The 13,855-nt window shown below is 63.2% G+C and carries 14 protein-coding genes; 5 read left to right on the top strand and 9 right to left on the bottom strand.

The features are described 5' to 3' along the window. Positions 1 to 32 precede the first annotated feature (32 nt). Positions 33 to 389 carry a GntR family transcriptional regulator gene (locus J4O76_RS17700; protein WP_056053547.1) on the top strand — a complete coding sequence of 119 codons (357 nt, stop codon included), beginning with the start codon at positions 33 to 35 and terminating at the stop codon, positions 387 to 389. Between the two features lie 220 nt (positions 390 to 609). Here J4O76_RS17700 and J4O76_RS17695 read toward each other — a convergent pair whose 3' ends face one another. Next, on the bottom strand, positions 610 to 1,425 hold the full coding sequence (locus tag J4O76_RS17695; RefSeq protein WP_426283219.1) for an arylamine N-acetyltransferase family protein: 816 nt from the start codon (positions 1,423 to 1,425) through the stop codon (positions 610 to 612). A gap of 600 nt (positions 1,426 to 2,025) precedes the next feature. Continuing rightward, complete coding sequence (locus J4O76_RS17690; RefSeq protein ID WP_426283217.1) at positions 2,026 to 3,738, bottom strand: acyl-CoA dehydrogenase; 1,713 nt, start codon at positions 3,736 to 3,738, stop codon at positions 2,026 to 2,028. 46 nt (positions 3,739 to 3,784) lie between these two features. On the opposite strand from J4O76_RS17690, the gene J4O76_RS17685 reads away from it, so the two are divergent. Beyond that, on the top strand, positions 3,785 to 4,804 hold the full coding sequence (locus J4O76_RS17685) for an L-threonylcarbamoyladenylate synthase (protein WP_426283215.1): 1,020 nt from the start codon (positions 3,785 to 3,787) through the stop codon (positions 4,802 to 4,804). A gap of 109 nt (positions 4,805 to 4,913) precedes the next feature. On the opposite strand, the gene msrA is transcribed toward J4O76_RS17685, so the two are convergent. Continuing rightward, positions 4,914 to 5,456, bottom strand: coding sequence for a peptide-methionine (S)-S-oxide reductase MsrA (msrA, locus tag J4O76_RS17680; protein WP_426283213.1), 543 nt, complete (start codon positions 5,454 to 5,456; stop codon positions 4,914 to 4,916). 59 nt (positions 5,457 to 5,515) lie between these two features. Here msrA and galE point away from each other — a divergent pair, with 59 nt between their 5' ends. Beyond that, positions 5,516 to 6,514: a UDP-glucose 4-epimerase GalE gene (gene galE, locus J4O76_RS17675; protein ID WP_426283211.1), complete on the top strand. Its 999-nt coding sequence runs from the start codon at positions 5,516 to 5,518 to the stop codon at positions 6,512 to 6,514. Here galE and J4O76_RS17670 read toward each other — a convergent pair. Next, complete coding sequence (locus tag J4O76_RS17670) at positions 6,511 to 7,314, bottom strand: phosphatase PAP2 family protein (RefSeq protein WP_426283209.1); 804 nt, start codon at positions 7,312 to 7,314, stop codon at positions 6,511 to 6,513. The genes galE and J4O76_RS17670 overlap by 4 nt on opposite strands. Positions 7,315 to 7,900: 586 nt before the next feature. Here J4O76_RS17670 and J4O76_RS17665 point away from each other — a divergent pair. Beyond that, entirely contained in the window at positions 7,901 to 8,080 is a 180-nt protein-coding gene (locus J4O76_RS17665; RefSeq protein WP_426283207.1) for a hypothetical protein, read from the top strand. Positions 8,081 to 8,108: 28 nt separating this feature from the next. Here J4O76_RS17665 and J4O76_RS17660 read toward each other — a convergent pair whose 3' ends face one another. After that, positions 8,109 to 8,960: a hypothetical protein gene (locus J4O76_RS17660; protein WP_426283205.1), complete on the bottom strand. Its 852-nt coding sequence runs from the start codon at positions 8,958 to 8,960 to the stop codon at positions 8,109 to 8,111. Positions 8,961 to 9,419: 459 nt separating this feature from the next. Then, positions 9,420 to 9,701 carry an HIRAN domain-containing protein gene (locus J4O76_RS17655; RefSeq protein ID WP_426283204.1) on the bottom strand — a complete coding sequence of 94 codons (282 nt, stop codon included), beginning with the start codon at positions 9,699 to 9,701 and terminating at the stop codon, positions 9,420 to 9,422. A gap of 155 nt (positions 9,702 to 9,856) precedes the next feature. Here J4O76_RS17655 and J4O76_RS17650 point away from each other — a divergent pair, with 155 nt between their 5' ends. Beyond that, positions 9,857 to 10,159, top strand: coding sequence for a hypothetical protein (locus tag J4O76_RS17650; RefSeq protein ID WP_426283202.1), 303 nt, complete (start codon positions 9,857 to 9,859; stop codon positions 10,157 to 10,159). A gap of 141 nt (positions 10,160 to 10,300) precedes the next feature. Here J4O76_RS17650 and mobV read toward each other — a convergent pair whose 3' ends face one another. The 3 genes from mobV to J4O76_RS17635 all read right to left on the bottom strand — a co-directional run bounded on the left by mobV (position 10,301) and on the right by J4O76_RS17635 (position 13,567). After that, positions 10,301 to 11,341 carry a MobV family relaxase gene (gene mobV, locus J4O76_RS17645; protein ID WP_426283200.1) on the bottom strand — a complete coding sequence of 347 codons (1,041 nt, stop codon included), beginning with the start codon at positions 11,339 to 11,341 and terminating at the stop codon, positions 10,301 to 10,303. A 284-nt stretch (positions 11,342 to 11,625) separates the two neighbouring features. Continuing rightward, positions 11,626 to 13,239: a hypothetical protein gene (locus J4O76_RS17640; RefSeq protein WP_426283198.1), complete on the bottom strand. Its 1,614-nt coding sequence runs from the start codon at positions 13,237 to 13,239 to the stop codon at positions 11,626 to 11,628. Beyond that, a complete protein-coding gene (locus J4O76_RS17635) occupies positions 13,232 to 13,567 on the bottom strand; it encodes a DUF6950 family protein (protein ID WP_426283196.1) in 336 nt (111 codons plus the stop codon). Before J4O76_RS17635 ends, J4O76_RS17640 begins: the two co-directional genes overlap by 8 nt. Positions 13,568 to 13,855 lie beyond the last annotated feature (288 nt).

Here is a 13,855-nt window from a genome sequence, read left to right as displayed (position 1 = left end):
GACTTTCCGCCAGATTGCTGTATTAGAACAGCATGACAGCGCTCAGCAGCGACGACAGCCCCGTATATATCCGCCTTCGCAGCACGATCGCTGCGGGGATTTTGCGCGGCGACTATCGTGCGGGTGATCAGCTGCCGTCGGTGCGCGCGTTTGCCGCCGAGCAGGGTGCCAATCCGCTGACGGTCGCCAAGGCGTATCAGAGCTTTCAAGACGACGGCTATGTCGAGGTGCGGCGCGGGGTCGGGATGTTCGTGATGCCGGGTGCGGCGGAGGCTTTGCGGGTGGCGGAGCGCGAGAACTTCGTGACGACGCAGTGGCCGCGGATCCTGGGGCATATCGATCTGCTGGGCTTGGATGCGCATGATCTTCTGGAGCGGGAGCGGGCTTAGGCCCTCACCTGCCGTTCGTCGTACTTTCCCAGCTCGTCCTACGTCCTGCCCCCTTCCGTTCGTCCTGAGTAGTCGTCGAGTAGTGGCGAAGCCGCGTATCGAGAGGACGTATCGAAGGACAGGTTGGCGCGTGGAACCCATGCTTCGATACGCACCGTCGATACGCTCCTGACGGAGCTACTCGGTCGCTACTCAGCACGAACGGAACTGGGGTTGAACTTCAGAACAATCCCAGCGCGGCGACGTCCTCGACGCTCAGGTCGATCCCGAACAACAGGCTCATGCGGATGCGGTACACGCGCGGGTCTGTGATCTCGCCGACCGTCGTGTCCGTCCCCGAGCGCCGGCGGTAGTTGCGCCCGATCAGCGATGCGAAGCCGTTCGGGAGGACGATGCTGGCGATCGGGGTGTGGGTGAAACGGCTCGACGTGGCGGTCGAGGTCCAGTGGTTCGACATTGCCAGGTCCGCATCGAACACTTGCGCAAGCGTGAAGCTGTATTGCGGCTGGAATCCTCCCGTCTCGCCGCGACCGTCAGTGGTCATCGGATCACCGTCGCGGAGCAGCATCCAGCCTTGCTCGGTCGCTTCGAGGCGGAAACGGGCGCCGTCGGGGGCGGTTGCCTCGGCGCCGTCGGCGAGCGGGAGGACGGGCGTGTAGCTGCCGCCGAAGCCGGTGTCGGCGATCCAGTCCTGACCGTCGATCGTCACCAGCGCGAAGGTGTGCGTGAGCGGCGGTACGTCGGTCGTGGCGATCCACACGCGGGCTAGCAACGGGCGTGCGGTGAAGCCGAGTTCCGCGAGCGCGTCGAGGAAGAGGCGGTTGTGTTCGAAGCAATAGCCGCCGCGGCGTGCGGTGACGAGCTTGGCGAAGACTGAATCGGTGTCGATTGCGATGCCGCGGCCGAGGACGACGTCGAGGTCTTCGAACGGGATCGAGAGGCGGTGCGCGTGCTGGAGGCGGCCGAGGCCGATCGAGTCGAGCGTGGGCCGCGCGGGCATGGCAACACGGAGGAGATAGGCTTCGAGGTCGAACATCGGTCGGGCTTTCAGAGATTTTGTGTTTCCCCATACCGTCCGTTGGGCGGGGGCGTCGAGTGCTGGGCACCGGATGTTGCCTGTGACGCAGTGCCCCTCCCCCGTTCGTGCTGAGTGCAGTCGAAGCACCTTCGCGTGGGCGCATGCCCTTCGACTACGCTCACGGCGAACGGAATGAGGGACGCCATCCCTGCTTGCTCCGTCGCTCCGGGCTTGTTCCAAGGACCACCGTTCCACGTTCTCATTTCCCCCGGATCTGCGGAACGATGCCGGAACGAGCCCGGCATGACGGTGTTGTTTGGCGCTGTCGCGAACAGAGGCGCGCCTCGCGATCCCCCCCGCAAGGGGGAGGTGGCTGGCGCTTGCCAGACGGAGGGGGCGGAAGGGCCACTTTCGTTGCGTGTTCCTCCCCCTCCGTCACCTTCGGTGCCACCTCCCCCTTGCGGGGGAGGATCGCGGCGGCCGTCGTGTCGACACAGACGGGAAGGAGAACGTCGCCATCGTCATCCCGTCATCCTGGGCTCGACCCAGGATCCAGAGCAAAGAGCGTTGCGGTGCTTGGCTCTGGATCCTGACTTTCGTCAGGATGACGGGGGGTGCTCAGGCCGCGAACAGGTCCGCTTCGATCGAGTAGAGCACCGCCGCGCTCGCATTGGCGGCCGCGTTGAGGCCCATCGCTTCGGGGACGATCTGGTCGAGGTAGAAGCGCACCGCTGCGGTCTTCATCCGGCCGAAATCGTCGCTGCCGGCGACCCCGCCCTGGCGCTCCATCAGCCAGCCGCAGGTCGCGACCGACAGCATCGTGAGGAAGGGGTAGCTCGCGGCGAGCTTGTCGTCTGCGTCCGCGGTTGCGAGTTTACGCCCGATCGCTTCGCAGGCGTCGACTAGGGCTAGCAACCGCTCGTCCTTCGCTTCAGCGCGGATGTCGGCGATCAGCGTGGCGAACGCGCCGCCGTTGTCGAGACCAAGTTTGCGCCCGACCAGATCCGCCGCCTGGATGCCGTTGGTGCCCTCGTAGATCGGCGTGATGCGGGCATCGCGGAAATACTGCGCGGCGCCGGTTTCCTCGACATAGCCCATGCCGCCGTGGACCTGGATGCCGAGCGACGCGACCTCGTTGCCGAGATCGGTGCCGTGCGCCTTCGCCAGCGGCGTGACGAGTTCGAGGCGGTTGCGCGCGGCGTGGTCGCCGAGGTTGGCGCGGTCGACCTGCCCTGCCGCGTAATAGACGAGCGCGCGTGCCGCCTGGGTTTGCGCCTTCATCCGCATCAGCATGCGGCGGACGTCGGGATGCTCGACGATCTTGACCGAGTCCTTGTTGGGCGAACCGGCGCGGGCGGATTGCACGCGGTCGAGCGCATAGGCGACCGCGCCCTGCGTCGCGCCTTCGGCGACCTGGACGCCCTGGAGGCCGACGTTCAACCGTGCGTTGTTCATCATCGTGAACATCGCGCGGATGCCGCCGAGCTCGGCGCCGATCAGCTCACCGATGCAGTCGTCGTTGTCCCCGAAGCTCAGCACGCAGGTGGGCGAGGCGTGGAGGCCTATCTTGTGCTCGATCGAGACGACGCGGACGTCGTTGAACTCGCCCGGCGTGCCGTCTTCCTGGAGGCGGAACTTGGGGACGAGGAACAGCGAGATGCCCTTGGTGCCGGCCGGTGCGCCCGGCGTCCGCGCGAGGACGAGGTGGACGATGTTCGGCGCCATGTCGTGATCGCCGAACGAGATGTAGATCTTGGTGCCCTTGATCGACCACTTGCCGTCGCCGAGCGGCGTGGCGGTCGCGCGCAATGCGCCGACATCGGAGCCCGCCTGCGGCTCGGTAAGGTTCATCGTGCCGGTCCACTCGCCGGTCGCGAGATGGGGGAGGTACAATGCCTGCTGCTCGGGAGAGCCGTGATGCTGGAGCGCCTCGATCGCGCCGACGGTCAACGTCGGGCAGAGCGCGAAGCCCATGTTGGCCGAGCCGAGCGTGTCGAGCACCGCGGTCTGGATCGCGAACGGCAGGCCCTGCCCGCCCCATTCCTCCTCGACGCCGATCGTGCCCCAGCCGCCCTCGACATAATCCTTGTACGCCTGCGCGAAGCCTTCGGGCATGACCACGCCACGGTCAGTCCATTTCGCGCCGACGGTGTCGCCGGTGCGATTGAGCGGGGCCCATTCGCCCGACGCTAGCTGGCCCACGCCTTCGAGGACCGCGTCGACGACGTCGTCGCTGGCGGCGGCATAGCGTTCAGTCGCGGCGATCTCGCCGATCCGCACGACATGGTCGAGCACGAAACGCTGTTCGGTGGTTGCTGGAGTGAAGGCCATCGCATCCTCTTATCGCTACGGTTTGGACCCGCTATACGCTTGTGGAATGACCCGTCCACACCCTCGGATTTTACCCTACGGCACGGCCGCGATCGCCGAAGCCGCCGCGCTGATTCGCGACGGGGGGATCGTCGCGGTGCCGACCGAGACGGTGTACGGGCTCGCTGCGGACGCGACGAATGCGGAGGCGGTGGCGCGGATTTACGCGGCGAAGGGGCGGCCGAGTTTCAATCCGTTGATCGTGCATGTGGCGGATCTGGCGGCGGCGGAGCGGATCGCGGTGTTCGATGCGGATGCGTTGGCGCTGGCGGCGGCATTCTGGCCGGGGCCGCTGACGTTGGTGCTGCCGGTGCGGGGGGATTCGGGGATCGCTTCGCTGGTGACGGCGGGGTTGGATACGATCGCGGTTCGAGTGCCTCGGCATCGGGCGATGCAGGAGTTGATCGCGGCATCGGGGCGGCCATTGGCGGCGCCTTCGGCCAATGCGAGTGGGGGGATTTCTCCGACGACGGCTGCGCATGTGGCGGGGAGTCTGGGAGGGAACGTGCCGTTGATTATCAACGACGGGGCTACCGAGGCTGGGCTTGAGTCGACGATCGTGGCGGGGCGGACTGTGCTGCGGCCGGGGCCGGTTACGGCGGAGGCTATCCAGCAGTACTTAGAGCCCCCCCCCGGCGGAGGCCGGGGCCAAGTTGGAACGTCGGAAGTAGCTACGCGCAACGCCGATCATGACAGTTTCCCAACTGGGCCCCGGCCTTCGCCGGGGGGGCGTGAGGGTGCGGTGACAGCGCCGGGGCAGCTTGAGAGTCACTATGCGCCGAACAAGGCGCTTCGGTTGAATGCAATGGAAGCGGCTCCGGACGAATGGCTTATCGGGTTCGGCGAAGTCGCGGGCGACGTAACCCTCTCCGCATCCGGAGACCTCCTCGAGGCCGCCGCGAAGCTGTTCGACCTGCTTCACGCAGCAGACGCGAACGACCGTCCCAAGATCGCTATCGCGCCGATTCCTCGCGACGGTATCGGCGAAGCGATCAACGACCGCTTGCGCCGCGCCGCTTACCGATAATCCGTTCCCCCTCGGAGGCGGGGGTCCAGGAGCCAAGTTGAAATTCGGTATTTAGCTGGGCCCCCGCCTCCGCGGGGGAACAACTGATCTAGCGTTCCCGGACCTGCCGTTACGCGTTTACCGCCGCCTTCGACCGTGCGGCAAAGCTCTTGCGGAGCTTCTGCAGCTTGGGTGGAATCACCGCCATGCAATACGGGTTCGAGCGGCCCGACGTTTCCCAGTAATCCTGGTGATAGCCTTCGGCCTCGTACCAAGTATCCATCGGCTCGATCGTGGTGACGATAGGCTTCGGCGAATCCGCCTGCGCCCGCTCGAGCGCCGCCTCCATCTCCGCCTTCTGCGCGTCGTCCGCGGGGAACATCGCCGAGCGATACTGCGTGCCGACGTCGTTGCCCTGCCGGTTCAGCGTCGTCGCGTCGTGCGTCGCGAAGAAGATGTCGAGCAGGTCGCTAAGCTTCAGCTGCTCCGGGTCGAAGCCGATGCGGATCGCCTCGGCATGGCCGGTGTCGCCGCCGCACACCTGTTTGTACGTCGGATCAGGGACATGCCCGCCGATATACCCGCTCTCGGCCGACTCCACGCCGATCACGTCCTTGAACACAGCCTCGGTGCACCAGAAGCAGCCGCCGGCCAGCGTTACATAATCCGTCATAACGATCTCCTTTCCGCCAATGTAGGAAGTCGCTACCCCGCAACAAAGAGGAGACGCGCGTGATTGACGGTAAGGTTATGGTGACTGGCGGGGCCGGCTATATCGGCAGCCACGCGGTGCTGGCGTTGCTCGACGCGGGGTATGACGTCGTCGTGCTCGACAATCTCGTCACGGGATTCGACTGGGCGGTCGATCCCCGCGCCGCACTCGTCGAGGCGAACGTCGCCGATGACGCGAAGGTCCGCGCGGCGATCCGCGAGCATGACGTCAAGGCGATCATGCATTTCGCGGGCTCGGTCGTGGTCCCTGAGTCGGTCAGCGATCCGCTCAAATATTACCGCAACAACACTGCCGCCAGCCGTGCGCTGATCGAGAGCGCAGTCGTCGAGGGCGTGCCGCACTTCATCTTCTCGTCGACCGCCGCGACCTATGGCACGCCCGAGAAGGTGCCCGTCGCGGAGGGCGATCCGACCGTGCCGATCAACCCCTACGGCATGTCGAAGCTGATGACCGAGGCGATGCTGCGCGACGTCGCCGCGGCGCATCCGATGAACTATGCGGCGTTGCGCTACTTCAACGTCGCCGGCGCGGATCCGCAGGGGCGCAGCGGCCAGTCGACGATCGGCGCCACCCATCTGATCAAGATCGCGGTCGAGGCGGCGACCGGCAAGCGCGACGCGGTAGGCGTCTACGGCACCGACTTCGACACCCCCGACGGTACCGGCGTGCGCGATTACATCCACGTCACCGACCTTGCCGCCGCGCATGTCGCCGCGCTGGAAGTCCTGGTCGCCGAACCCGGCAAGAGCCACACGCTCAACGCGGGCTATGGCAAGGGATTCTCGGTGCTCGAGGTGCTCGACGCGGTCGACAAGGTCACCAACCGGACGATCGAGCGTCGCCTGGAAGGGCGTCGCGCAGGCGATCCGGCGATGCTGATCTCCGACAATCGTGCGATCCTCGAGACGCTCGACTGGACGCCGCGCCACGCCGATCTCGACGGCATCGTTCGCGATGCGCTGGCGTGGGAGCGCGCGCTCGCCGAGAAGGGCCGCTAGGACGCGGCCGGATCGGTGAGCGGCGTGCCGAAAGCATGCCGCTCGCCGCCGATCGCCCGGCGCGCGCGCGCGGTCGCCAGCCACCAGGCGAGCGCCCACAGCGTGCCGAAGCTCCACCCGGCCAGCACGTCGCTCGGCCAGTGCACGCCGAGATACACGCGGCTGCAGCCGATCGCGCCGACCAGCAGGATCGCGACGACGAGCATATACGCCCGCGTCGCGCGATCCTGAGTCACCTGCGAGGCGAGGCCGGCGAGCGTCAGATAGACGATCGCGCTGTTCGCCGAATGCCCGCTGGGGAAGCTCATATGCGTGACGGTGACGAGGTGCGCGACGATGTCGGGACGCGGGCGGGCGACGTGCAGCTTGACCAGTTCGACGACGATATTGCCGCTGACACTCGACGCGACGATCGCGAGTGCGGTCAGCCAGAGCCGCTGGACGATCAACAGGCCGGCGACGATCACCACGACGATCGTCAGGACGATTCCGCCGCCCAGCGCGGTGACGTCGGCGGCGACCTTGGGCAGCCAGGACGGACCACCCCAGGCGCGCAGCCCTAGGATGATCGACCGGTCGAACGCGAACGGCCAATGATCGACCGCGAGACCGACGAGCAGGATGAGGACGATACCGACCGCAGCGACCGATGCGCCGGCGAGAACCGCGGGCAGGCGTCGTCGCGCGCTCTCGGGCGGCGTGCCGTCGATGGTGGGTCCGCCGCCTACCACGTTGAGCTTAGTTTGTGGCTTAAAACTGCCGTTTCCAGCGCGCCCGATTTCCACAGTGTCCCCGCCCATGCCCCCACATTAAAAGCGGAGATATTTTTAGGCGGTAGCAACGACGGTTTCATAACGAGCATCTACCACGGTGATACGTCACCGGAAACATACGGATCGGATCGGCCGCTCATAGATGACGGCTTCTACCCAGGCGACTTGGCGGATAGCCCGCTACGGAAAGACTTGCCGCATTATCATCGACGCCCTCTATTCCAACTTCAGGAGCAACGCGCGGGGCTGAGAACAGCACACCTCGTCTCGACGATGACGCACTCGACCCGCATGTGCCTGTGCACGTCCGCGGCGAGAAGCGGCTGGGCATTCAGCGATCGGACTAGATGCCCAGTTAGCTCGTCCCGTGGTCGCCGCGGAACGATAACTAGAACGCCGAGAGCCCGTGGTCGCATTGGGTTCAGCTCGCCCGAGCGATCATCGCGGCCGACGAAAAGGCGCACGCCGCGGCAAAGGGTATCGATACTATCGAGACCCCTTCGTGAGCGGCCGGAAGCGCTGGACCCACCTCGACCAGATGGTTGGGACTGGATGTGAAGAGTTGCTTGAACCGCTCGAGAGCCGCATACCGCCAGGACAATGGGAGAGCATCATGATCACGACATTTACTCGCACGAGCAATGGTGGCCCTATTGGTATCAACGCGGCTCACGTTAAGTCGGTAAGCCAAGATGGAAAAACGGTTCTTATTCGTTTTTCGGAAGCACATTCCGTCGGGGTCGAGGGCGAGCTTCAAGAAGTAATCAATCAAATAAACTCGGCGCAGCGCTGACCGAGTTCGTGCCGACTGCTGCTGTCACTCAGCCCTCCTCACTCCGGACGGCTTCTGTAATGCCAGCATCTGCAGATTTATTCCGACCGCGTTCGTCAAAGCTGACGGCCATTTTTTGAAAAAGGTTAATGACACAGATGAAGATGAACCGCGCTTCCGCATCAGTGTAAACTCCCTCGACGTGCATAACTTCATTGCGCCACGGATTTTTAACCGCGTCCAGAGTGGCGAACAGGCCTTCCAGATAAGCCCCTTCGCTACCCGGCATACGTGCAGCAGACGGATATTGCTCTTCTATCGCAGCTCTTATTAGCTTCAAAAATATTGCCCAGTTACGCTGAGATGGTTTGACCGGGTTCGGTATGCTTAGCTTAGCGGCGAACGCACGTATTGCGATCTCTAGCATTCGCATCGAATGAAAAACGGACGCAGTAGGGCGAAGAACGACCAGGCATTTTGCCGCCTCTTCGCAATCGAACCACACGGAGGTGAACTTACTAGCTACGTCCTCACCGAGCAATTCAGTCGGGGAGCCTAGCAGGGGTAGCTGTTCGCCAGTCAGCACATAGAGACGAATGAAACTTAGGTGATCCGCGAAACGGCTTTCGACATCGTTCATCGCCGCACGCAACTGAGCAAAATTGATGACGAAGTTTGGGTCGGCCAGCCGCTTCGCTAGGCGGTCGCTAGCTACCCATGCCGACTGAGCGCCTACCGCGAGAAGGTGCTGACAAAGACTTTCCAATGTCGCAGAAACAGCCTGCCTAACCGGACCGGCAAACGATTCATTCGCGCCAGGCATGTCTTGTTCGAGTACAGTGCAAAGGCGACGAACCTCAGCGACAGTGCCCACAAAATGAAGCGCGTTTAATTCTTGCATGGGCTGCAACGTACAGGCTGGACTGCCGGACGCTAGACCAATCTCCTAAGCCCCGAACTCCGGCCCTTCCTCATCAGGATAAGACCGGTGGTCCGATTGCCATCGGTCGGATAAATTAATCTGGATCAATACGCACCTTTCCCTTAGCGATACTCGTTGCTGTCTCGATTGGAGAGGTCGGATGGCTTACGAACCGCACGTCGAGGGAGTGACGAGTGAAGCGTCTGAGGGATGCGTCGTCATTGAGGGGCAGGGGATCGCGGCGACCCTCGAGCCAAACCTGGCCCTCGATCTCGCTGACCAGCTAACAGCCGCTGCGGTGGACGCCATGGGGCACCGAAGAATGGCAGAGATCAACGCGCATTCGCGGGACACGCTTACTCAAGCACCAAACTCAGGCTCTTCTTCGTCCGGATAGAACGCGTGGGGATCGTACACCGGTCGCTGCGCCGGCCGCACCTAGCGGGGAGGGGCGGGCTTCGGAACATCAGGGACCGGGTCGGGAAGGGTAGGTAACCCGCCTCCGAACCGGATCCGGATATAGGCCCGGTTCCCGTGCATCGCCTGAAAGACCGCGGTAACCTCGTCCTGGCCCATCCGCTTGCCAATCAGGGCCGCGCGCTCGGCGCTAACATAGCCCAGTTGCGTGCCCCGGTCGCTGAAGATCGCAACGGCGTTCGCGTCGAACGGGTTGGTCGGCTCGAGGCGTAGCTCGACCAGATTGCCCGGCGCGTAGAGCATACACTCCATACGCCTGTTGCTCTTCGACTTATCCTCGCTCGGAAAGTCTATGCCAACAATGGAGGTGGTTAGCCCGTCCATTCTTTTCTTGTAACCGAGCGAAGGTCGTTGACGCCAGTATAGACGAGCGCAGGTTCAGCGTCGTACGTGGGTGCATGACCGAACAATTTCCAATTTTTGGCGGCCCTTTCGACGGCCGCAGCTATCAGAATACCGCAATCATCTATTGTGCTCGTGGCATGATGGCCTCGCCAATTAACGAAGGCGTGCGCACACCCCGCGCTGATGAGTCAGACTACCAGTACCACATGATCGATCTTGCAGATGGGGGGAGAGCTTTCATCCCATCGGCCAATGACGACCTGGTCAGAGCATACCGCGAAACGACCGATGAGCCAGGCGACCAAGCCGCAGACGTCTTGCTCGGTGAGATCAAGCGCCGCAATCTTGCAATATGACGGTGCAGAAGATGGCAATCGGTCGACGCGATCACTACCCCCAAACCTCAATAATCAGCTGCTAGTTTTTGAATAAGCACTCGATCGCCGCAGCTGACGAACGATCCCGTTGAACGAGGCCGTAACGCTCCGACAATCCGACTAACGCCCAAGGGCCGCCGCGTGTTGACGGATATTCGCGTACGATGCCAACATCGCGGGTTGCGTCTCGTACGTCGGCGCCACCGTGGCAGACGCGGCAACCTGAAGTCCGGCAAGGGCACCGCGAGCGTCCGAAGCGGTCCGTGTGAGAGGGAGGCCTTCCACGGCATCCAGGCTTTTCCGAAACTCGGTCGCGGCTTTGAACAGCGGCATGAGACGATCGCGGTGCGCGTTCACCTTCTCCGCGGTCCTCTTCGTGCGCGCGCGATCGTCGGCGATCTCGGTCAACTGACGGCGGATATCTGCCCACTCGGCGGCAATGCGCTTCTCGTCTTCGGCGACCTTGGCTTCGTGGGCTGCCCTCGCCTTGTCGGCCGCTTCGCGCGCTACGTCGAGTCCCTTCTCTTTGGCGGCCATGCGCGCGAGATAGATCACGACGGGCTCGTGCTTCCGTCCGCTACCCTTGATCCCTCTAACCAGACCGAAATGCGCCATCGCGGCAGCATAGTCGTCCTGCACCTGGTCATACATTCCCGGGCCGGAGATTGTGCGTCCCACGAGACCCCAACGCGGTGTCCGATCGCTGCGCCGACCGTCGACGGTCACGGTTAGGGGCAAAATTACGAGGTGAATGTGTGGAGTTTTTTCATCCAGGTGCAGGACCATCGATACGACGCGGTTCGCGCCGTATCGCTTTATGGCCCATGCCACCTGGTCCTTGATCCATAGTTCAAGCCGTGCCGCTCTCTCTTCCTCGGTCCCCCTCTCGAAGAACGCTGCGCTGGCGGACAGGATCGCCTCGTACGCAAGCACACCGTTCTTCCGCGGCTTCCGAAAGTCGATCTCTACATCCGCCAGCGCGCGCGTGATGTCCTTGAGGAGATTGTTGGTCCCGACGAGGAAGCGCGGCTCGGGAGCGCCGACGATCGCGTGCTTCAGCGGCTTGGTGCGTGCGTTGTGGACGTTGGTCGCCCGCACTGCAGACGCGGTCTTGATCGGGCCGCTCTTGCGGAAGGTCACAATTGCAAACTCGGATTCCATGGCCTCATCCTCCAAGGAGTTGATGCCATAGTGTCCCAAGCCGACCACGACTTTACCAGACCCCCCTCCGCGAATTTTCGAAAAACAAAGTTCTTGAAGTCGCCGATCGGGTGTGAAGCACTCAGAAATTGAGTAGCCTAGTAGCGAATTACTTCCCCCCATCGTGCGACATCGACACCATCTCTACGGCAATCCGCAGTGACTATCAGGAGCTCACGTAAGACGACCCGCATCAATTTCGGGCCCCGCCCCGGAGGTTGCTCCGTTCACGTTTAGCCTATTCCTCAGGGCTCAAGCGCAGCGATACGGTCTTCGAGCTGCTTGATTGCGCTGGCGTCGTAGGTGATCCCGCCGCTCGATACCGCACCCGCCGAGCCGGCGGTCCCCGCGGTGCCAGCGGTCAAGGCGCTGCCGGCGACTTCAGGAATCATCTCGGCCTGGTCGATCGCCTGCGTCGCGCCGGGATCGATCTCGTCATTGATCGACCACGCATACATGTCCTCGTTCTCTTCCCGTAGGCCGATCGGCACGCCATAGTCCTGCGAGATCGCCCAATTCGAAACGGTAAAGGCCATGTTCGCGAGACTGGCGTAGCGCGAGGTCCCCAGCATCACCGTATCCATGGGTGCGATGCCAAGCCCGTTGATGTTCAAAGGCACCGACAGGCTACGCTCCGCCGCGCCCTGCAACAGCCGGATTTTCTGGATCCGCTGGCCTCGCGTCCTGCTTTTCACAAACGGCAAATCGAGCGAACCTTGCGCGACATCGTCGGACGGGATCGAGCGAGCCGGAAGCTCATCGGCGACGTACAGCTTATCCGGATCGTTCCAGCTGGCGCTAATCTCGGTGACCCGCTGGTCGCCCGGCAGGAGCAGGTCGTACGCAACGGCATCGGTGAGATCGTCTTCGCTGATCGTATGCGACACCGGCACCCAATAGCCCGAGCGGGCAAGCATTAGACCGCCAGAGTAGGTAAAGCGGCCCGCCATGTTGTCGACGAGGATGCCTCGGATCGAACTGGGGTCAACACCGGTCTGCATGTAGCCGTCGAGAGTATAGCGAGGCTCTGTGCCTCCATTTTTCAACGCAACCGGCTCATCGCAAATTCCAGCTTCCGTCGCTACCCAATCCCAATCGATCTCGTCAGAATGACAGCCGAAGCCACCTTCCTCGCGAGGGAGCGCCATCCACCAGTAGAAGGTGAGAATGGCGTTGTTCGAGTAGCCAGTCGTGTCGGTGCGCGGGTCGTAGATCTCGTCGGCGCCCTCGACCTCGCAGGTGATAACCGGCCGCCCTGCCTGCACGACGTCGTCGGTCATTTTGAATTTGGCGTAGACCTTCGCGACCTCGCGGCCGCGGTGATTGGCCGTCCACTTGCCACCGCACTCGGCTACGAACGTCGCATTCGCCACTGCATCGTGATCGCCGCGCTCGAACCAAAGCCATGCGTTCCCGGCATACTTGCCCGACGTCACCATGCCGGTGCCGTTCACCGACACGACCTCGTCATTGAGATACCACTTCGTCAGGCCCTTCACCCGATGACCGGCGACAACCCAGACGAAATAGCGGTGCGTTTTGCCGACGGGATGGAAGAACGCCATCTTGAGCGACATCGCGCGGCATTTGCCGATGATGATCTGGCTATCGGCCAAACTTTGCGCGTAGTTTTCCGGATCACGCTTTGTGCCAGGCGGCGGGATGAGCGCGTTAAGGGCGAGCGTGGCGACTGTGGCGAACACGGCCGCACCGATCGCACCAACGGCAAGCGCTACGCCTGCACTTACGTGAAGAGCCGTCAACGCACCTGCGATCGACAGACCACCAGTCGGCGCGGCGAGCGCGATTGCCGCAGCAGCGATGGCCACGCCCGCGACGATCTTGACGATCTTACCCATGAGAAACGCTCCAGATCTGGTCGACGTGGATCATCGGCGACATCTCGCCACCGAAAAACTCGGCGAGCGGGCCGCGGCAGATGCCGAGCGCCCAGCCTTGCCGAACGATGTCCCCGCGCATCGCCCGCCGGCGCGGGATGGCGGGCCCCATTGCGGCCGTAACAACGCCGCCCAGGTCGCGTACGCCGAGGCGATGCATCATGGCGGCAAACTCCCGTGGTCGGCGCGGCATGGCGCCGACAATGTCGCTGACGTCGCGCCCGGTTTGGTCGAGGACGTGACCGCGCCAGAGGTCCCCGCAGTGGTGTTGCCAGTCTGGATCGCTCACGAGTCGACTCCTGACATCCGTGCGCCGATAAAGCAGGCGCTGAAGCAGCACTGGAGCAAGCAATGGATTACTCGAACCGCACCATTCACCGGCTCTACATTACCAACATGTTCGCTGGGCGAACCGCAGACGGCGATCACTGTGTGAACGCCACGGTCAACGTTGATCTCAGTGCCAGGGACTTCCCACGCGGGGTCGGTCCCGAAACCTCGGTTAAAGTCGTAGTCCCAATTTCCGTCGATGAGAGTCTCGAAGCTTGTCAGGCAGCTGTTCTAGAAGCAGCACACG

The organism is Sphingomonas sp. NFX23 (assembly GCF_049887795.1).
Classification (GTDB): Bacteria; Pseudomonadota; Alphaproteobacteria; order Sphingomonadales; family Sphingomonadaceae; genus Sphingomonas.
The sequence above is the reverse complement of the archived record's forward strand: the minus strand, read 5'-3'. Positions and strand labels throughout refer to the sequence as shown.

Excerpts from the sequence above, each read along its gene's own strand:
- J4O76_RS17685 (WP_426283215.1), top strand. The coding sequence starts at position 3,785 with ATGACCCGTCCACACCCTCGGATTTTACCCTACGGCACGGCCGCGATC.
- J4O76_RS17660 (WP_426283205.1), bottom strand. The coding sequence starts at position 8,960 with ATGCAAGAATTAAACGCGCTTCATTTTGTGGGCACTGTCGCTGAGGTT.
- J4O76_RS17650 (WP_426283202.1), top strand. The coding sequence starts at position 9,857 with ATGACCGAACAATTTCCAATTTTTGGCGGCCCTTTCGACGGCCGCAGC.
- mobV (WP_426283200.1), bottom strand. The coding sequence starts at position 11,341 with ATGGAATCCGAGTTTGCAATTGTGACCTTCCGCAAGAGCGGCCCGATC.
- msrA (WP_426283213.1), bottom strand. The coding sequence starts at position 5,456 with ATGACGGATTATGTAACGCTGGCCGGCGGCTGCTTCTGGTGCACCGAG.
- J4O76_RS17655 (WP_426283204.1), bottom strand. The coding sequence starts at position 9,701 with ATGCTCTACGCGCCGGGCAATCTGGTCGAGCTACGCCTCGAGCCGACC.
- J4O76_RS17695 (WP_426283219.1), bottom strand. The coding sequence starts at position 1,425 with ATGTTCGACCTCGAAGCCTATCTCCTCCGTGTTGCCATGCCCGCGCGG.
- J4O76_RS17640 (WP_426283198.1), bottom strand. The coding sequence starts at position 13,239 with ATGGGTAAGATCGTCAAGATCGTCGCGGGCGTGGCCATCGCTGCTGCG.
- J4O76_RS17665 (WP_426283207.1), top strand. The coding sequence starts at position 7,901 with ATGATCACGACATTTACTCGCACGAGCAATGGTGGCCCTATTGGTATC.
- J4O76_RS17700 (WP_056053547.1), top strand. The coding sequence starts at position 33 with ATGACAGCGCTCAGCAGCGACGACAGCCCCGTATATATCCGCCTTCGC.
- J4O76_RS17690 (WP_426283217.1), bottom strand. The coding sequence starts at position 3,738 with ATGGCCTTCACTCCAGCAACCACCGAACAGCGTTTCGTGCTCGACCAT.
- J4O76_RS17670 (WP_426283209.1), bottom strand. The coding sequence starts at position 7,314 with ATGGGCGGGGACACTGTGGAAATCGGGCGCGCTGGAAACGGCAGTTTT.